The sequence below is a fragment of the Streptococcus sp. 339 genome (assembly GCF_013277285.1).
GTDB classification, from domain to species: domain Bacteria; phylum Bacillota; class Bacilli; order Lactobacillales; family Streptococcaceae; genus Streptococcus; species Streptococcus pseudopneumoniae.
Genome location: NZ_VMMR01000088.1, coordinates 27157 through 46303, shown reverse-complemented (window position 1 = coordinate 46303; position 19147 = coordinate 27157). Strand labels below are relative to the sequence as shown.

Genomic DNA, 19147 nt, shown 5'->3' with positions numbered 1-19147 from the left:
TAATTGAATTATACTCAATGAAAATCAAAGAGCAAACTAGGAAGCTAGCCGCAGGTTGCTCAAAACACAGTTTTGAGGTTGTAGATAAGACTGACGAAGTCAGCTCAAAACACAGTTTTGAGGTTGTAGATGAAACTGACGAAGTCAGCTCAAAACACAGTTTTGAGGTTGTAGATGAAACTGACGAAGTCAGCTCAAAACACAGTTTTGAGGTTGTAGATGAAACTGACGAAGTCAGTAATCATACATACGGCAAGGCGACGCTGACGAAGTTTGAATTGGATTTTCACAGAGTGTAAATTGTTGAAACTAGGTTGTCATACAATGTATACCACTTGGGCTTTGGCAGTAGCTAACTGCACTAAATATAATATAAGGAGGGTTTTATGGGGAAAGGCCATTGGAATCGGAAAAGAGTTTATAGCATTCGTAAGTTTGCTGTGGGAGCTTGCTCAGTAATGATTGGGACTTGTGCAGTTCTATTAGGAGGAAATATAGCTGGAGAATCTGTAGTTTATGCGGATGAAATACTTATTACTCATACTGCTGAGAAACCTAAAGAGGAAAAAACGATAGTAGAAGAAAAGGCTGATAAAGCTTTGGAAACTAAAAATGTAGTTGAAAGGACAGAACAAAGTGAATCTAGTTCAACTGAGGCTATTGCATCTGAGAAGAAAGAAGATGAAGCCGTAACTCCAAAAGAGGAAAAAGTGTCTGCTAAACCGGAAGAAAAAGCTCCAAGGATAGAATCACAAGCTTCAAGTCAAGAAAAACCGCTTAGGGAAGATGCTAAAGCTGTAACAAATGAAGAAGTGAATCAAATGATTGAAGACAGGAAAGTGGATTTTAATCAAAATTGGCACTTTAAACTCAATGCAAATTCTAAGGAAGTCATTAAACCGGATGCAGATGTATCTACGTGGAAAAAATTGGATTTACCGTATGACTGGAGTATTTTTAACGATTTCGATCATGAATCTCCTGCACAAAATGAAGGTGGACAGCTTAACGGTGGGGAAGCTTGGTATCGCAAGACTTTCAAACTAGATGAAAAAGACCTCAAGAAAAATGTTCGCCTTACTTTTGATGGCGTCTACATGGATTCTCAAGTTTATGTCAATGGTCAGTTAGTGGGGCATTATCCAAATGGTTATAACCAATTTTCATATGATATCACTAACTATTTGAACAAAGATGGTCGTGAGAATGTGATTGCTGTCCATGCAGTCAACAAACAGCCAAGTAGCCGTTGGTATTCAGGAAGTGGTATCTATCGTGATGTGACTTTACAAGTGACAGATAAGGTGCATGTTGAGAAAAATGGGACAACTATTTTAACACCAAAACTTGAAGAACAACAACATGGCAAGGTTGAAACTCATGTGACCAGCAAAATCGTCAATACGGACGACAAAGACCATGAACTTGTAGCAGAATATCAAATCGTTGAACGTGGTGGTCAGGCTGTGACAGGTCTAGTACGTACAGAGAGTCGTACCTTAAAAGCACATGAATCAACAAGCCTAGATGCGATTTTAGAAGTTGAAAGACCAAAACTCTGGACCGTTTTAAATGACAAACCTGCCTTGTACGAATTGATTACGCGTGTTTACCGTGACGGTCAATTGGTTGATGCTAAGAAGGATTTGTTTGGTTACCGTTACTATCACTGGACTCCAAATGAAGGTTTCTCTTTGAATGGTGAACGTATTAAATTCCATGGAGTATCCTTGCACCACGACCATGGGGCGCTTGGAGCAGAAGAAAACTATAAAGCAGAATACCGTCGTCTCAAACAAATGAAGGAGATGGGAGTTAACTCCATCCGTACAACCCACAACCCTGCTAGTGAGCAAACCTTGCAAATCGCAGCAGAACTAGGTTTACTCGTTCAGGAAGAGGCCTTTGATACTTGGTATGGTGGCAAGAAACCTTATGACTATGGACGTTTCTTTGAAAAAGATGCCACTCACCCAGAAGCTCGAAAAGGTGAAAAATGGTCTGATTTTGACCTACGTACCATGGTCGAAAGAGGCAAAAACAACCCTGCTATCTTCATGTGGTCAATTGGTAATGAAATAGGTGAAGCTAATGGTGATGCCCACTCTTTAGCAACTGTTAAACGTTTGGTCAAGGTTATCAAGGATGTTGATAAGACTCGCTATGTTACCATGGGAGCAGATAAATTCCGTTTCGGTAATGGTAGCGGAGGGCATGAGAAAATTGCTGATGAACTCGATGCTGTTGGATTTAACTATTCTGAAGATAATTACAAAGCCCTTAGAGCTAAGCATCCAAAATGGTTGATTTATGGATCAGAAACATCTTCAGCTACCCGTACACGTGGAAGTTACTATCGCCCTGAACGTGAATTGAAACATAGCAATGGACCTGAGCGTCATTATGAACAGTCTGACTATGGGAATGATCGTGTGGGTTGGGGGAAAACAGCAACCGCTTCATGGACTTTTGACCGTGACAACGCTGGCTATGCTGGACAGTTTATCTGGACAGGTACGGACTATATTGGTGAACCTACACCATGGCACAACCAAAATCAAACTCCTGTTAAGAGCTCTTACTTTGGTATCGTAGATACAGCCGGCATTCCAAAACATGACTTCTATCTCTACCAAAGCCAATGGGTTTCTGTTAAGAAGAAACCGATGGTACACCTTCTTCCTCACTGGAACTGGGAAAACAAAGAATTAGCATCCAAAGTAGCTGACTCAGAAGGTAAGATTCCAGTTCGTGCTTATTCGAATGCTTCTAGTGTAGAATTGTTCTTGAATGGAAAATCTCTTGGTCTTAAGACCTTCAACAAAAAACAAACCAGCGATGGTCGTACCTACCAAGAAGGTGCGAATGCTAAGGAACTCTATCTTGAGTGGAAGGTTACTTACCAACCAGGTACCTTGGAAGCTGTAGCCCGCGATGAAGCTGGAAAAGAAATTGCACGTGACAAGATTACCACTGCAGGGCAACCAGCAGGAGTTCGCCTCGTCAAGGAAGAACACGCCATCGCCGCAGATGGAAAAGACTTGACTTACATCTACTACGAAATCGTAGACAGTGAAGGAAATGTTGTACCAACTGCCAATAATTTGGTTCGTTTCCAATTGCATGGACAAGGTCAACTAGTCGGTGTCGATAATGGGGAACAAGCCAGCCGAGAACGCTATAAGGCGCAAGCAGATGGTTCATGGATCCGTAGAGCCTTTAACGGTAAAGGGGTTGCCATCGTTAAATCAACTGAACAAGCAGGTAAATTCACTCTGACTGCCCACTCAGATCTCTTGAAATCGGACCAAGTTACCGTCTTTACTGGTAAGAAAGAAGGACAAGAGAAGACTGTTTTGGGGACAGAAGTAGCAAGAGTTCGTACATTAATTGGTAAAGAACCAAAAATGCCGAAAACAGTAGGTTTTGTATACAGCGACGGTAGTCGTGAAAAACTTCCAGTAACTTGGTCTCAAGTCGATGTTAGTCAAGCAGGAGTTGTGACTGTTAAAGGTACAGCAAATGGACGTGAGGTAGAGGCTCATGTCGAGGTTCTAGCAATTGCGAAAGAATTACCAACAGTTAAACGTATTGCTCCAAATACTAACTTGAATTCTGTAGACAAATCTGTTTCCTATGTTTTGACTGATGGAAGTGTACAAGAGTATGAAGTGGACAAGTGGGAGATTGCCGAAGAAGATAAAGCTAAGTTAGCAATTCCAGGTTCTCGTATTCAAGCGACCGGTTATTTAGAAGGTCAACCAATTCATGCAACCCTTGTGGTAGAAGAAGGAAATGCTGCAGCACCTGTAGTGCCAACTGTTACTGTTGGAGGTGAGGCAGTAACAGGTCTTACTAGTCGACAACCAATGCAATATCGTACTCTATCTTATGGTGCCCAACTGCCAGAAGTCACAGCAAGTGCTGAAAATGCTGATGTGACAGTTCTTCAAGCAAGCGCAGCAAACGGCATGCGTGCGAGCATCTTTATTCAGCCTAAAGATGGTGGCCCTCTTCAAACCTATGCAATTCAATTCCTTGAAGAAGCACCAAAAATTGCTCACTTGAGCTTGCAAGTGGAAAAAGCTGACAGTCTCAAAGAAGACCAAACTGTCAAATTGTCGGTTCGAGCTCACTATCAAGATGGAACGCAAGCTGTATTACCAGCTGATAAAGTAACCTTTTCTACAAGTGGTGAAGGGGAAGTCGCAATTCGTAAAGGAATGCTTGAGTTACATAAGCCAGGAGCAGTCACTCTCAAAGCGGAATATGAGGGAGCTAAAGGCCAAGTTGATCTCACTATCCAGGCCAATACTGAGAAGAAGATTGCGCAATCTATCCGTCCAGTAAATGTAGTGACAGATTTACACCAAGAACCTACTCTTCCGTCAACAGTAACGGTTGAGTATGACAAAGGTTTCCCTAAAGCTCACAAAGTCACTTGGCAAGCTATTCCGAAAGAAAAACTAGACTCCTATCAAACCTTTGAAGTGTTAGGTAAAGTTGAAGGAATTGACCTTGAAGCGCGTGCAAGAGTCTCTGTAGAAGGTATCGTTTCAGTTGAAGAAGTCAGTGTGACAACTCCAATCGCAGAAGCACCACAATTACCAGAAAGCGTTCGGACATATGATTCAAATGGTCACGTTTCATCAGCTAAGGTTGCATGGGATGCGATTCGTCCAGAGCAATACGCTAAGGAAGGTGTCTTTACAGTTAATGGTCGCTTAGAAGGTACGCGATTAACAACTAAACTTCATGTTCGCGTATCTGCTCAAACTGAGCAAGGTGCAAACATTTCTGACCAATGGACCGGTTCAGAATTGCCACTTGCCTTTGCTTCAGATTCAAATCCAAGCGACCCAGTTTCAAATGTTAATGACAAGCTCATTTCCTACAATAACCAACCAGCCAATCGTTGGACAAACTGGAATCGTAGTAATCCAGAAGCTTCAGTCGGTGTTCTGTTTGGAGATTCAGGTATCTTGAGCAAACGCTCCGTTGATAATCTAAGTGTCGGATTCCACGAAGACCATGGAGTTGGTGCACCGAAGTCTTATGTGATTGAGTATTATGTTGGCAAGACTGTCCCAACAGCTCCTAAAAACCCTAGTTTTGTTGGTAATGAGGACCATGTCTTTAATGATTCTGCCAACTGGAAACCAGTTACTAATCTAAAAGCCCCTGCTAAACTCAAGGCTGGAGAAATGAACCACTTTAGCTTTGATAAAGTTGAAACCTATGCTGTTCGTATTCGCATGGTTAAAGCAGATAACAAGCGTGGAACGTCTATCACAGAGGTACAAATCTTTGCGAAACAAGTTGCGGCAGCCAAACAAGGACAAACAAGAATCCAAGTTGACGGCAAAGACTTAGCAAACTTCAACCCTGATTTGACAGACTACTACCTTGAGTCTGTAGATGGAAAAGTTCCGGCAGTCACAGCAAGTGTTAGCAACAATGGTCTCGCTACCGTCGTTCCAAGCGTTCGTGAAGGTGAGCCAGTTCGTGTCATCGCGAAAGCTGAAAATGGCGACATCTTAGGAGAATACCGTCTGCACTTCACTAAGGATAAGAACTTACTTTCTTATAAACCAGTTGCTGCGGTTAAACAAGCTCGCTTGGTACAAGTAGGTCAAGCACTTGAATTGCCGACTAAGGTTCCAGTTTACTTCACAGGTAAAGACGGCTACGAAACAAAAGACTTGTCAGTTGAATGGGAAGAAGTTCAAGCAGAAAATCTGACAAAAGCAGGTCAATTTACCGTTCGAGGCCATGTCCTTGGTAGTGATCTTGTTGCTGAGTTCACTGTACGAGTGACAGACAAACTAGGCGAAGCTCTTTCAGATAACCCAGAGTATGATGAAGACAGTAACCAGGCCTTTGCTTCAGCCACTAACGATATTGATAGAAACTCCCATGACCGTGTGGATTATCTCAATGACGGAGATCATTCAGAAAATCGTCGTTGGACAAACTGGTCTGCAAGACCGTCTACCAATCCAGAAGTATCAGCAGGCGTAATCTTCCGTGAAAATGGTAAGATTGTAGAACGGACTGTTGCACAAGGAAAAGTTCAGTTCTTTGTAGATAGTGGTACAGATGCACCATCTAAACTTGTTTTGGAACGTTATGTCGGCCCAGACTTTGAAGTGCCTATCTACTATTCAAACTACCAAGCCTACGAATCTGGACATCCATTTAACAATCCAGAAAATTGGGAAGCTGTGCCTTATCGTGCGGATAAAGACATTGCAGCTGGTGATGAAATCAACGTAACATTTAAAGCTATCAAAGCCAAAGCTATGAGATGGCGTATGGAGCGTAAAGCAGATAAGAGCGGTGTTGCGATGATTGAGCTGACCTTCCTTGCACCAAGCGAATTGCCTCAAGAAAGCACTCAATCGAAGATTCTTGTAGATGGAAAAGAACTTGCTGATTTCGCTGAAGATCGTCAAGACTACCAAATCACCTATAAAGGTCAACGGCCAAAAGTCTCAGTTGAAGAAAACAATCAAGTAGCTTCGACTGTGGTAGATAGTGGAGAAGATAGTCTTCCAGTACTTGTTCGCCTCGTTTCAGAAAGTGGAAAACAAGTCAAGGAATACCGTATCCAGTTGACTAAGGAAAAACCAGTTTCTGAGAAGACAGTTGCTGCTGTACAAGAAGATTTTCCAAAACTCGAATTTGTTGAAAAAGATTTGGCATACAAGACAGTTGAGAAAAAAGATTCAACACTGTATCTAGGTGAAACTCGTGTAGAACAAGAAGGAAAAACTGGTAAAGAACGTATCTTTACAGCGATTAATCCTGATGGAAGTAAGGAAGAAAAACTCCGTGAAGTGGTAGAAGCTCCGACAGACCGCATCATCTTGGTTGGAACCAAACCAGTAGCTCAAGAAGCTAAAAAACCACAAGTGTCAGAAAAAGCAGATACAAAACCAATTGATTCAAGTGAAGCTAGTCAAACTAATAAAGCCCAGTTACCAAATACAGGTAGTGCGGCAAGCCAAGCAGCAGTAGCAGCAGGTTTAGTTCTTCTAGGTTTGAGTGCAGGATTAGTAGTTACTAAAGGTAAAAAAGAAGACTAGAAATTTTGATACCTTCTTTATCATTAAAGACCAAAGAAAAACTCTTGTCCTAAATAGAAGATAAAGAGCCTGAGACAAAATAGTTCTCAACCACAAAAAAGCTAGATATTTCCAATTGCGTAACTCTAGCTTTTTAATTTTGAGTCGTTCTCTTATTGTATAGTAGATTGAAACTAGAATAGTACACTTCTACTTCTAAAACATTGTTAGAAATCAATTTGACTGTCCTTATCGATTTGTCCTGTTCTTATTTCATTTCACTATGTTTTAGGAGGTTATTGGCCATAAGTACCAATCCCATGTCAATTCTCACTTGACGCATCCCTCTCAGATTACATCTCTTGTAACCCAAACAAGCCTTTATCTGCCCAAAGACAGGTTCCACATCAATCTTGCGTTGAGCGAAAATCTGTCTACCTTGGGGAGATAAAAGCGCCTGACATTCTTTAACTTTCAAGTTTTGATAGCCTTCGTTCATATACAGTCCCTTTTGAGGGGCTGATTCAGGTTCGTCGGCGTAGTAAACCTTGATTTCCTGTTGAAAGTCTGTCTGTGTTTTCTGATGTTTGATATGGTGAAAACGATAGCACCAGCCATCAGGATGTGTGTAGCTATCCTCCTTGTTATCATAGTGCCAATTCGCTAAGTTTCTAGCTGACTGTTTATACCCTCTCTTTTGTTCCTTGTCAAACATGGCATATTTAATCAGAAGGGGAGTGATTTCTTCTTGAAAATAGACCTGTATCTGTTCTTGAAGTTTGGCGGAGAATTTCTCTGTCGTTTTCTTCCACACAAAACTATACTTGTTGGCATTGGCTTCAATCTTAGTTCCGTCAATAAACAAACAATCTAAGGTCACTAACTCTTCCATTTTTCAATTTTTCGACCAGAGAAAATCCCTTGTGAATAGGCAAATAGAAGAGTAGATACAAGCATTTTAGGGTGATAAGACGGGCGACCAAAGGCATGATAGAAGGCGTAGAAGTGACGTTCCTCCAAGGTATTCACCACTTTTTCAATAGTAAAGACGAGATGGTCTTGTGGTAAGAAGGAACTGATTTCTAGTGGTAAAGTTGTTTGATTTGTGTTATAGTGAATATGCATGGGATAGCCTTTATAAATGGTTTATTGGGCAATTCTATTTTACCAAGACTATCGTAACCATGCAAAAAAAGCAACGGCAAATCCGTTGCTTTTTTTGGAGATAAGAGACTATTGTCCCAGACTCTTTTCTTTGTATAAAATTGTATAGTGTTATTGTCTATACTATTTTGTAGAGAAAGCAAAAATCCCTAGAAAATGCTTAGGGATTCGACTATTTCATTAAGAACAATTCAACAATCATTTCTATATACATGATAAGGGTTAATAAGAATCCTGCACGCCAGAAGAATTTGATGAATTTAGGATAGTAAAAGCTGCGTTTTTTCAAAAGGAAGAAAAAGACGAGAATAATGGCTAGGATTGAGAGGGCTAGCCCCAGTCTAGGGAGGAAATTATGGGTAAAGGTTTTAGCTGTAATCAGGTAATATTCAAATACCAAGACCGGAAAAGCCAAATCCGCAAAGTTTCGTCCTAGTTTTTTTAATCTAAAAAGTTTGGTTAGGATAATGCAGACGACTAAGGTCAGTATCAATAATAAAATAGATGCTAATTTCATTAAAATCATACCCATATTGTATCATAAAAAAAAGGCTAATGGAAACGAGAAACAGAGGAATTTATAGGAAAGTCAGGCTTTTGAGATTGTGGGTGATTTTTGTTATAATGAAAGTTATAAAATCTTATAATACCTTGAATGATTATTATCGAAAACTCTTTGGAGAAAAGACTTTTAAAGTCCCTATTGATGCGGGATTTGACTGTCCCAATCGTGATGGAACTGTGGCTCATGGAGGCTGTACTTTTTGTACGGTTTCAGGTTCTGGAGATACTATTGTAGCCCCAGATGCGCCTATCCGTGAGCAATTTTATAAGGAAATTGACTTTATGCACCGTAAGTGGCCGGATGTTCAGAAGTATCTGGTTTATTTTCAAAATTTTACCAACACCCATGAAAAGGTGGAAGTTATTCGAGAGCGTTATGAACAGGCTATCAATGAGCCAGGTGTGGTAGGAATCAATATTGGAATGCGCCCAGACTGTTTACCAGACGAAACCATCGAATATTTGGCTGAGTTATCGGAGTGCATGCATGTGACGGTTGAATTGGGCTTGTAGACTACTTATGAAGCAACTTCTGACCTGATTAACCGTGCGTATTCTTATGAATTGTAGGTGGAAACGGTCAAGCGTTTGAGAAAGTATCCCAAGATTGAGATTGTTTCCCATTTGATTAATGGTTTGCCTGGTGAAACCCATGAGATGATGGTTGAAAATGTCCGCCGTTGTGTCACGAATAACGATATTCAAGGGATTAAACTGCATTTGCTCCATCTTATGACAAATACTCGTATGCAACGAGATTACCATGAGGGACGTTTACAATTGATGAGTCAGGACGAATATGTCAGGGTCATCTGTGACCAACTGGAAATCATTCCCAAACATATCGTCATCCATCGAATCACAGGAGATGCACCTAGGGATATGCTGATTGGGCTTATGTGGAGCCTCAATAAATGGGAAGCTCTCAACAGCATTGAGATGGAGATGCGACGTCGTGGAAGTGTTCAAGGATGCAAGGCTGTAAAACAGGAGTTTGAAAATGAAAAGACCACTTGAGATGGCACATGATTTTTTGGCTGAGGTCGTGACAAAAGAGGATGTCGTAGTGGATGCGACTATGGGAAATGGTCATGACACGCTTTTTTTAGCCAAGCTAGCCAAGCAAGTCTATGCCTTTGATATTCAGAAGCAAGCCTTGGAAAAGACCCAAGAGCGTTTGCATCAGGCTGGCTTGACAAATGCCCAGTTAATCTTGCAAGGCCATGAGACACTGGACCAGTTTGTGACAAAAGCTAAGGCAGGGATTTTTAATTTGGGCTATTTGCCGTCAGCTGATAAGTCTGTCATCACCCGACCGCAGACAACGATTGAGGCATTAGAAAAGCTATGTGGCTTACTTGTCAAAGGTGGACGAATTGCTATTATGATTTACTATGGTCATGAAGGAGGCGACCTCGAGAGAGATGCTGTCTTGGATTTTGTAATCCAGTTGAACCAACAAGAGTACACAGCTGCCATTTACCGAACTTTAAACCAAGTCAACAACCCGCCGTTTTTAGTGATGATTGAAAAATTAGAGAGATACAGACATGGATAAACAATACCTACACGAAAAGCTGGATGCCATGCGCCAGAATTTTGTTGAATCAACCCACCACGAACGAGCGGTGGGCGTGCTAGACCAAGCGCATATGAGCAAAAAAATGCTTAAAATCAAGAAAAAATTAGTTGCTCTTGAAATGGAACGGTGCCAGAGAAAAATTGAGCACAAAGACTGTTCCAAGATTGACCAAAAAATCAAAGAGCAGAAGGAGATATTTGAATCCTGTTGTAAAAAAGATTAAGGAGGACGTGCGTGGAATTACTGATTTACCTCATCCTATTTTTACTGGTTTTGATTGTCTCAAGTACAACCAATAAGCTCCTGCCCTTTTTGCCTCTCCCTTTGGTGCAGATTCTTTTGGGAATTGTGATTGGTCTCTTTTTACCCAATACTGACTTTCACCTTAATACGGAGTTGTTTTTGGCACTGGTTATCGGACCCTTGCTTTTCCGAGAGGCTGAAGAAGCAGATGTTACGGCTATTTTAAAACACTGGCGAATCATTGTTTATCTCATATTTCCAGTGATTTTTATCTCGACCCTGAGTTTGGGTGGCTTGGCCCATCTTCTTTGGTTCAGCCTTCCCTTGGCAGCTTGCTTGGCTGTTGGGGCAGCCCTTGGTCCTACGGACTTGGTGGCCTTTGCCTCTCTTTCGGAGCGTTTTAGCTTTCCTAAGCGCGTGTCCAATATCCTTAAGGGCGAAGGACTCTTGAATGATGCTTCTGGTTTGGTGGCTTTTCAGGTAGCTTTGACAGCTTGGACAACTGGAGCTTTTTCTCTGGGGCAAGCTAGCAGTTCGCTTATCTTTTCAATCCTAGGCGGTTTTTTAATTGGCTTTTTAACAGCCATGACTAATCGTTTCCTCCATAGCTTCTTGCTAAGTGTGCGAGCAACGGATATTGCTAGTGAGCTCCTTCTGGAATTGAGTTTACCCTTGGTAACCTTCTTCCTGGCAGAAGAAGTCCACGTTTCAGGGATTATTGCCGTCGTAGTTGCTGGGATTTTAAAGGCGAGTCGCTTCAAGAAAATCACGCTCCTCGAAGCCCAAGTGGATACGGTGACCGAGACAGTTTGGCATACAGTGAATTTTATGCTCAACGGTTCTGTCTTTGTGATTTTAGGAATGGAGTTGGAAATGATAGCAGAGCCTATCTTGACCAATCCAATCTATAATCCCTTGCTCTTGCTGGCATCTCTTGTCACCCTTACCTTTGTCCTCTTTGCTATTCGTTTTGTCATGATTTATGGCTATTATGCCTATAGGACTAGACGTCTCAAGAAAAAGCTAAATAAGTATATGAAGGACATGCTTCTCTTGACCTTCTCAGGTGTTAAGGGAACGGTGTCGATTGCTACAATCCTTCTGATACCAAGTAATCTAGAGCAGGAGTATCCTCTCTTGCTTTTCCTCGTCGCAGGTGTGACACTTGTAAGCTTTTTAACAGGCCTCGTGGTCTTGCCTCAGCTTTCTGACGAACAGGAAGAAAGCAAGGATTATCTCATGCATATCGCCATTTTGAATGAAGTAACGCTAGAGTTGGAAAAAGAGTTGGAAGATACCAGAAATAAACTTCCCCTCTATGCGGCTATTGACAATTACCATGGACGTATTGAAAATCTCATTTTAAGCCAAGAAAACCAGGATGATCAAGAAGATTGGGCTGCTTTGAAACTCTTGATTCTTAGTATTGAAAGTGATGGTTTGGAGCAGGCCTATGAAGAGGGGAACATTAGCAATCGTGCTTACCGAGTTTACCAACGTTATCTGAAAAATATAGAACGAGGAATCAATCGTAAGTTTGCGTCACGATTGACCTATTATTTCCTTGTTTCTTTGCGGATTTTACGTTTTCTCCTTCATGAAGTTTTTACTCTCGGGAGGACTTTCCGTAGCTGGAAGGACAAGGAGCAAAGCCGTCTCCGTGCTCTTGATTATGACCAAATTGCAGAGCTCTATCTTGCCAATACAGAGATGATTATTGAAAGTTTGGAAAACCTGAAGGGAGTCTATAGACGCTCTTTGATTAGTTTTATGCAGGAGTCTCGTCTTCGAGAAACAGCTATTATCAGCAGTGGTGCCTTTGTCGAACGGGTTATCAATCGTGTCAAGCCCAACAATATCGATGAAATGCTGAGGGGCTATTATCTGGAGCGCAAGTTGATTTTCGAATACGAAGAAAAACGATTGATTACGACCAAGTATGCCAAGAAGTTACGACAAAATGTCAATAACTTAGAGAACTATTCCTTGAAGGAAGCTGCCAATACCCTGCCGTATGATATGGTGGAATTGGTAAGAAGAAATTAGTTAATACTCTTCGAAAATCTCTTCAAACCACGTCAGCGTCGCCTTGGATTATATATGTGACTGACTTCGTCAGTTTCATCTACAACCTCAAAGCAGGGCTTTGAGCAACCTGCGGCTAGCTTCCGAGTTTGCTATTTGATTTTCATTGAGTATAAGATTATAAGTGAAGGAGTGTGACATGAAAAAGTGGTGGAAAGAGCTGATAGACAAGCCTCTATTAAAAGCCTTTTTGCATTATTATCAAGCATCAGATAGTGAGTTGACCAGTGTCGCAGTAGCCTACTATTGGTTGATTTCGATTTTTCCCCTGCTTTTGGTGGTGGTCAATATCCTCCCCTATTTTCAGATTCCTGTGGGAGAATTTCTGGGATTTGTAAAAGATGTCCTGCCCCCAAGCCTCTATGAAGGTGTGGAAAAAATAGCCAGAGAAGTCTTGACCCAACCTTCAACAGGTTTATTGAGTTTTTCTGTTTTATCGGCGTTATGGAGTTTTTCAAAATCTATGAATTTCTTGCAAAAAGCTTTTAACAAGGCTTATGGCGTCGAAAAGAGTCGTGGACTTATTTCCCATCAGATGGTAAGTCTCCTAGTCAGTTTTGGTTTACAGATCCTCTTTGCTTTTGCCTTGTTTCTGAGCTTATTTGGGCAGATGATTTTGGCTTTACTTGCTCATTATTGGACAAAAGATGGCATTATCTATCAGGCTTTACAAGGTTTGGCAGGTCCTCTGACTTACGCTCTCCTCTTTGCTATCTTGGTCATGCTTTATTATTTTCTTCCCAATCTATCTGACAGGAAAATTAGCTATACCCTACCAGGCAGTGCCTTTGTTCTCTTAGTGATTTTAGGTTTACTAACTCTGTTCTCTAGTTATCTCAATTACTATGTCCATCATTTAGTGGACGTCCGAATTTTAGGTTCCGTTCTTCTTGTTGTTATGATGTTTTGGTTTATCTTGATTGCTAAAATTGTTATCCTAGGTGCGGTGATCAATGCCAGTATACAGAGTTTGAAAGATCCTAGTTTTAGAAAAGACTAACTATTTATCCATTACAAAAGCGCATAGTATCAAGGTTCTATAAAGCCTTGATACTATGCGCTTTTGTGCTTTGACAGTTTTTGTATAGTTTTTGTCCAAGATTTCTAAATCATCTGATTAAATTCCTATTTTTCCCTATCATTGTCCCTGTTTTTTCGAAAATGGAAGGAGTATAATAAATCTATCAATAAAATGATAGGAGGAACTTTATGGGTCATATTTTCTTTTTTCTAAGTGTCTTTTTGGCAGGGATTCTATCCTTCTTTTCTCCTTGTATCTTACCCTTGTTACCAGTCTATGCAGGGGTGTTACTAGATGATAAGGATAGTGCTCAGGCTTCTAGTGGCAAATTTTCCATCTCAGTTGTTAGTTTATTACGAACTCTGGCCTTTATAGCAGGAATTTCCTTTATATTTATTTTGTTGGGCTATGGAGCTGGTTTTTTAGGCGACTTGCTTTATGCTTCTTGGTTTCAATATGTGACGGGTGCGGTTATCATTCTCTTAGGCTTGCACCAGATGGAGATTCTACACTTTAAGGGGCTTTATAAGGAAAAGAGGTTACAACTGCAAGGACAGGGGCAAAATGGTAAGGGCTATAGTCAGGCATTTTTATTGGGCTTGACCTTTAGTTTTGCTTGGACGCCTTGTGTGGGGCCGGTTCTTGGCTCTGTTTTGGCCTTGGCGGCTTCAGGTGGCTCAGGTGCTTGGCAGGGAGCGGGTCTCATGTTGGTGTACACGTTGGGCTTGGCGCTACCATTCTTGCTTCTAGCTCTGACCTCTAGTTATGTTTTGAAACATTTCCGAAAACTTCATCCCTATCTCGGAATCCTCAAAAAAGTGGGTGGTTTTCTCATTATTGTGATGGGACTCTTGGTTCTGTTTGGAAATGCTTCAATTTTAAGTCAATTATTTGAATAAAATGGAAAGGAATATCAATATGAAAAAATGGCAAACATGTGTTCTTGGAGCAGGTTCGCTCCTTTGTTTGACGGCTTGTTCAGGCAAGTCCATGACTAGTGAACACCAAACGAAAGATGAAATGAAGACGGAGCAGACAGCTAGTAAAACAAGCGCAGCTAAAGGGAAAGAGGTGGCTGATTTTGAATTGATGGGAGTAGATGGCAAGACCTACCGCTTGTCTGATTACAAGGGCAAGAAAGTCTATCTCAAATTCTGGGCTTCTTGGTGTTCCATCTGTCTGGCTAGTCTTCCAGATACGGATGAAATTGCTAAAGAAGCTGGCGACGACTATGTGGTCTTGACAGTAGTGTCACCAGGACATAAGGGGGAGCAATCTGAAGCGGACTTTAAGAATTGGTATAAGGGCTTAGATTATAAAAATTTCCCAGTCCTAGTTGACCCATCAGGCAAACTTTTGGAAACTTATGGCGTCCGTTCTTACCCAACTCAAGCCTTTATAGATGGTGAAGGAAAATTGGTCAAAACGCAACCAGGTTTCATGGAAAAAGATGCAATTTTACAAACTTTGAAGGAATTAGCCTAGGAGGTGTCCTATGAATGATAAGTTAAAAATCATCATGTTGCTAGGAGTATTTTTTCTAGCCATAACCGGTTTCTATTTTCTATTGATGAGAAATGCAGGGCAGACAGATGCCTCGCAAATTGAGAAAGCGGCAGTTAGCCAAGGAGGAAAAACAGTGAAAAAAACAGAAGTTAGTAAAGATGCAGATTTGCACGAAATTTATCTAGCTGGTGGTTGTTTCTGGGGAGTTGAGGAGTATTTTTCTCGAGTTCCTGGGGTAACAGATTCCGTTTCAGGCTATGCAAATGGTAGAGGGGAAACAACCAAGTACGAATTGATTAACCAAACAGGTCATGCGGAGACTGTTCATGTCACCTATGATGCTAATCAAATTTCCCTCAAGGAAATCCTGCTTCATTACTTCCGCATTATCAATCCAACTAGCAAAAATAAACAAGGAAATGATGTAGGAACCCAGTACCGTACTGGTGTTTATTACACAGATGACAAGGATTTGGAGGTAATCAACCAAGTCTTTGATGAGGTGGCTAAGAAATACGATCAACCTCTAGCAGTTGAAAAGGAAACCTTGAAGAATTTTGTAGTGGCAGAGGATTACCACCAAGACTATCTCAAGAAAAATCCAAATGGCTACTGCCATATCAATGTCAATCAGGCTGCCTATCCCGTCATTGATGCCAGCAAATATCCCAAACCAAGTGATGAAGAATTGAAAAAGACCCTGTCACCTGAGGAATATGCAGTTACCCAGAAAAATCAAACAGAACGGGCTTTTTCAAACCGCTACTGGGATAAATTTGAATCTGGTATCTATGTGGATGTAGCAACTGGGGAACCTCTTTTTTCATCAAAGGACAAGTTTGAGTCTGGTTGTGGTTGGCCTAGTTTCACCCAACCAATCAGTCCAGATGTTGTGACCTACAAGGAAGATAAGTCCTACAATATGACGCGCATGGAAGTGAGAAGTCGAGTAGGAGATTCTCACCTTGGCCATGTCTTTACGGACGGTCCACAGGACAAGGGCGGCTTACGCTACTGTATCAATAGCCTCTCTATCCGCTTTATTCCCAAAGACCAAATGGAAGAAAAAGGCTATGCTTATTTACTAGATTATGTTGATTAATACTCTTCGAAAATCGCTTCAAACCACGTCAGCGTCGCCTTGCCGTGGGTAGGGTTGAGACTGGGCAAAAACTCAATTTGAGGAGAGAATAAAGCAAATTTTCTAACAATAAAACACATAATATCAAGAATTTTTAACATCTGATACTATGCGTTTTCTAATTTAAAAGACTTTTTGCCCAGTCTCTCTATCCACAATCTCAAAGCGGTACTTTGAGAAACCTGTGGCTAGCTTCCTAGTTTACTTTTTGATTTTCATTGAGTATAAGAAGTCTTTCCTAAGCAGTGAGAGGAGAATTTTGCTATACTGATACTAGTAAGTGGTAAAGGAGAGAAGCATGACCTATACAATCTTAATTGTAGAAGATGAATATCTGGTAAGACAAGGTTTGACTAAACTGGTCAATGTAGCAGCCTACGATATGGAAATCATCGGTCAGGCTGAAAATGGAAGGCAGGCTTGGGAATTAATCCAAAAACAGGTGCCAGATATCATTTTAACCGATATCAACATGCCTCAGCTAAATGGCATCCAGTTGGCCAGTCTGGTTCGGGAAACCTATCCTCAGGTTCATCTAGTTTTTTTGACTGGCTACGATGATTTTGATTATGCCTTGTCTGCTGTCAAACTCGGTGTGGATGACTACCTGCTCAAGCCCTTTTCTCGTCAGGATATTGAGGAAATGTTGGGGAAAATCAAGCAAAAACTAGATAAGGAAGAGAAGGAAGAGCAGTTACAAGATTTATTGGCCGATAAGTTTGAAGGAAACATGGCCCAGAAAATCCAGTCCCATCTGGCTGATAGCCAGTTTAGTTTAAAGTCTTTGGCCAGTGACTTAGGTTTTAGTCCGACTTATCTGAGTTCCTTGATTAAGAAAGAGCTGGGCCTGCCTTTTCAGGATTATCTGGTGAGAGAACGTGTCAAACAAGCCAAGCTTTTGCTTTTAACTACAAATCTGAAGATTTATGAGATAGCTGAAAAGGTTGGTTTTGAAGATATGAACTATTTTACCCAACGTTTTAAACAGATTGCAGGTGTGACACCTCGTCAGTTTAAGAAGGGGGAAGGTCGATGAAGCGTTCTTCTCTTTTAGTCAGAATGGTTATTTCCATCTTTTTGGTCTTTCTTATTCTCCTAGCTCTGGTCGGGACTTTCTACTATCAATCTAGTTCTTCAGCCATTGAGACCACCATTGAAGGCAACAGCCAAACGACCATCAGCCAGACTAGCCACTTTATTCAGTCTTATATTAAAAAATTAGAAACCACCTCGACCGGTTTGACCCAGCAGACGGATGTCCTAGCCTATGCTGAGAATCCCAGTCAAGATAAGGTCAAGGGAATCCGAGATCTATTTTTGACCATCTTAAAGGCAGACCAGGACTTGAAAGCAGTGGTTTTGGTGACCAAATCTGGTCAGGTCATTTCTACAGATGACAGTGTTCAGATGAAAACTTCTTCAGATATGATGGCTGAGGATTGGTACCAAAAGGCCATTCATCAGGGAGCCATGCCTATTTTGACTCCAGCTCGTAAATCAGATAGTCAATGGGTCATTTCTGTCACTCAAGAACTTCTTGATGCAAAGGGAGCTAATCTGGGCGTGCTTCGTTTGGATATTTCTTATGAAACTCTGGAAGCCTATCTTAACCAACTTCAGTTGGGGCAGCAGGGCTTTGCCTTTATCATCAATGAAAATCATGAATTTGTCTACCATCCTCAACACACAGTTTATAGTTCGTCTAGCGAAATGGAGGCCATGAAATCCTACATCGAGACGGGTCAGGGCTATACGCTAGATCACCAATCCTACGTCAGTCAAGAAAAGATTGCAGGAACTGATTGGACGGTGCTTGGCGTGTCTTCGCTGGAGAAGTTAGACCAGGTTCGGAGTCAACTCATGTGGACCTTGCTTGGGGCAAGTGTCACATCTCTTCTTGTCTGTCTCTTCTTGGTTTGGTTAAGTCTCAAACGCTGGATTGCTCCTTTAAGGGACTTGAGAGAAACCATGTTGGAAATTGCTTCTGGTGCTCAAAATCTTCGTGCCAAGGAAGTTGGTGCCTATGAACTGAGAGAAGTAACTCGCCAATTTAATGCCATGTTGGATCAGATTGATCAGTTGATGGTAGCTATTCGTAGCCAGGAAGAAACGACCCGTCAGTACCAACTTCAAGCCCTATCAAGCCAGATTAACCCTCATTTCCTCTATAATACCTTGGATACCATCATCTGGATGGCTGAATTTCAGGATAGTCAGCGAGTGGTTCAGGTGACCAAGTCCTTGGCGACCTATTTCCGCTTGGCACTCAATCAAGGTAAGGACTTGATTTGCCTGTCTGATGAAATCAATCATGTCCGCCAGTATCTCTTTATCCAGAAACAACGCTATGGAGATAAGCTGGAATACGAGATTGCTGAAAATCCTGCCTTTGATAACCTAGTCTTGCCCAAGTTGGTTTTGCAACCTCTGGTGGAAAATGCTCTTTACCATGGCATCAAGGAGAAGGAAGGTCAGGGACATATTAGAGTTTCTGTCCAGAAACAGGATACAGGCTTGGTCATCCGCATTGAGGATGATGGAGTTGGCTTCCAAGATGCTGGTGATAGTAGTCAAAGTCAACTCAAACGTGGGGGAGTTGGTCTTCAAAATGTCGATCAGCGTCTCAAACTTCATTTTGGAGAACATTACCAGATGAAGATTGATTCTGCACCCGACAAAGGAACGACGATTGAAATATACATAAATAGAATAGAAACTAGTTAACTCCCAGTCAATTCTGGGAGTTTTATGCGTAATTGGGCAAGCTTTCCAGG

General features: G+C 41.4%; 13 protein-coding genes and 2 pseudogenes. 12 read left to right on the top strand and 3 right to left on the bottom strand.

Features of this window, described 5'->3' with window-relative positions:
• Positions 1 to 299 (top strand): annotated as a pseudogene (locus HT736_RS11830) (hypothetical protein); the annotation flags it as partial.
• An 87-nt stretch (positions 300 to 386) separates the two neighbouring features.
• A complete protein-coding gene (bgaA, locus tag HT736_RS09785) occupies positions 387 to 7088 on the top strand; it encodes an LPXTG-anchored adhesin/beta-galactosidase BgaA (protein WP_172930994.1) in 6702 nt (2233 codons plus the stop codon).
• A 247-nt stretch (positions 7089 to 7335) separates the two neighbouring features.
• On the opposite strand, the gene HT736_RS11825 is transcribed toward bgaA, so the two are convergent.
• The 3 genes from HT736_RS11825 to HT736_RS09775 form a co-directional block, all read right to left on the bottom strand.
• Positions 7336 to 7566 (bottom strand): transposase, encoded by a 231-nt coding sequence (locus tag HT736_RS11825; RefSeq protein ID WP_226372863.1) that lies wholly within the window; start codon positions 7564 to 7566, stop codon positions 7336 to 7338.
• A 380-nt stretch (positions 7567 to 7946) separates the two neighbouring features.
• The gene (locus tag HT736_RS11820) at positions 7947 to 8024 is read right to left on the bottom strand and encodes a hypothetical protein (protein ID WP_150532971.1); all 78 of its coding nucleotides are present in this window, start codon (positions 8022 to 8024) and stop codon (positions 7947 to 7949) included.
• 379 nt (positions 8025 to 8403) lie between these two features.
• Positions 8404 to 8763: a DUF3397 domain-containing protein gene (locus HT736_RS09775; protein WP_000525408.1), complete on the bottom strand. Its 360-nt coding sequence runs from the start codon at positions 8761 to 8763 to the stop codon at positions 8404 to 8406.
• Positions 8764 to 8855: 92 nt separating this feature from the next.
• Here HT736_RS09775 and HT736_RS09770 point away from each other — a divergent pair.
• From HT736_RS09770 to HT736_RS09725, 10 genes and pseudogenes are all read left to right on the top strand, one after another.
• Positions 8856 to 9812: pseudogene (locus HT736_RS09770) on the top strand (TIGR01212 family radical SAM protein).
• Positions 9796 to 10353, top strand: coding sequence for a class I SAM-dependent methyltransferase (locus HT736_RS09765; RefSeq protein ID WP_000828435.1), 558 nt, complete (start codon positions 9796 to 9798; stop codon positions 10351 to 10353). Before HT736_RS09770 ends, HT736_RS09765 begins: the two are co-directional and overlap by 17 nt.
• Positions 10346 to 10600, top strand: coding sequence for a hypothetical protein (locus HT736_RS09760; RefSeq protein WP_000361073.1), 255 nt, complete (start codon positions 10346 to 10348; stop codon positions 10598 to 10600). The genes HT736_RS09765 and HT736_RS09760 overlap by 8 nt, the downstream gene beginning before the upstream one ends.
• An 11-nt stretch (positions 10601 to 10611) precedes the next feature.
• The gene (locus HT736_RS09755; RefSeq protein ID WP_000421631.1) at positions 10612 to 12666 is read left to right on the top strand and encodes a sodium:proton antiporter; all 2055 of its coding nucleotides are present in this window, start codon (positions 10612 to 10614) and stop codon (positions 12664 to 12666) included.
• A gap of 178 nt (positions 12667 to 12844) precedes the next feature.
• Positions 12845 to 13705: a YihY/virulence factor BrkB family protein gene (locus HT736_RS09750; protein WP_172930993.1), complete on the top strand. Its 861-nt coding sequence runs from the start codon at positions 12845 to 12847 to the stop codon at positions 13703 to 13705.
• Between the two features lie 209 nt (positions 13706 to 13914).
• Positions 13915 to 14625, top strand: coding sequence for a thiol-disulfide oxidoreductase-associated membrane protein CcdA2 (gene ccdA2 / locus HT736_RS09745; RefSeq protein ID WP_000509841.1), 711 nt, complete (start codon positions 13915 to 13917; stop codon positions 14623 to 14625).
• Between the two features lie 19 nt (positions 14626 to 14644).
• Positions 14645 to 15211 (top strand): redoxin family protein, encoded by a 567-nt coding sequence (locus HT736_RS09740; protein WP_000759276.1) that lies wholly within the window; start codon positions 14645 to 14647, stop codon positions 15209 to 15211.
• 10 nt (positions 15212 to 15221) lie between these two features.
• Complete coding sequence (gene msrB / locus HT736_RS09735; RefSeq protein WP_050223117.1) at positions 15222 to 16334, top strand: peptide-methionine (R)-S-oxide reductase MsrB; 1113 nt, start codon at positions 15222 to 15224, stop codon at positions 16332 to 16334.
• 337 nt (positions 16335 to 16671) lie between these two features.
• Positions 16672 to 17409, top strand: a complete 738-nt coding sequence (locus HT736_RS09730) for a response regulator transcription factor (protein WP_000222621.1) — start codon at positions 16672 to 16674, stop codon at positions 17407 to 17409.
• The gene (locus tag HT736_RS09725; protein WP_172926207.1) at positions 17406 to 19097 is read left to right on the top strand and encodes a sensor histidine kinase; all 1692 of its coding nucleotides are present in this window, start codon (positions 17406 to 17408) and stop codon (positions 19095 to 19097) included. Before HT736_RS09730 ends, HT736_RS09725 begins: the two co-directional genes overlap by 4 nt.
• Positions 19098 to 19147: the final 50 nt, after the last annotated feature.

What these genes read in the sequence shown, in the direction of transcription:
- msrB (WP_050223117.1), top strand. Translation starts at nt 15,222, where the DNA reads ATGAATGATAAGTTAAAAATCATCATGTTGCTAGGAGTATTTTTTCTA.
- HT736_RS11825 (WP_226372863.1), bottom strand. Translation starts at nt 7,566, where the DNA reads ATGAACGAAGGCTATCAAAACTTGAAAGTTAAAGAATGTCAGGCGCTT.
- HT736_RS09775 (WP_000525408.1), bottom strand. Translation starts at nt 8,763, where the DNA reads ATGGGTATGATTTTAATGAAATTAGCATCTATTTTATTATTGATACTG.
- HT736_RS09760 (WP_000361073.1), top strand. Translation starts at nt 10,346, where the DNA reads ATGGATAAACAATACCTACACGAAAAGCTGGATGCCATGCGCCAGAAT.
- HT736_RS09740 (WP_000759276.1), top strand. Translation starts at nt 14,645, where the DNA reads ATGAAAAAATGGCAAACATGTGTTCTTGGAGCAGGTTCGCTCCTTTGT.
- HT736_RS09765 (WP_000828435.1), top strand. Translation starts at nt 9,796, where the DNA reads ATGAAAAGACCACTTGAGATGGCACATGATTTTTTGGCTGAGGTCGTG.
- HT736_RS09750 (WP_172930993.1), top strand. Translation starts at nt 12,845, where the DNA reads ATGAAAAAGTGGTGGAAAGAGCTGATAGACAAGCCTCTATTAAAAGCC.
- ccdA2 (WP_000509841.1), top strand. Translation starts at nt 13,915, where the DNA reads ATGGGTCATATTTTCTTTTTTCTAAGTGTCTTTTTGGCAGGGATTCTA.
- HT736_RS09725 (WP_172926207.1), top strand. Translation starts at nt 17,406, where the DNA reads ATGAAGCGTTCTTCTCTTTTAGTCAGAATGGTTATTTCCATCTTTTTG.
- HT736_RS11820 (WP_150532971.1), bottom strand. Translation starts at nt 8,024, where the DNA reads ATGCTTGTATCTACTCTTCTATTTGCCTATTCACAAGGGATTTTCTCT.
- HT736_RS09730 (WP_000222621.1), top strand. Translation starts at nt 16,672, where the DNA reads ATGACCTATACAATCTTAATTGTAGAAGATGAATATCTGGTAAGACAA.
- bgaA (WP_172930994.1), top strand. Translation starts at nt 387, where the DNA reads ATGGGGAAAGGCCATTGGAATCGGAAAAGAGTTTATAGCATTCGTAAG.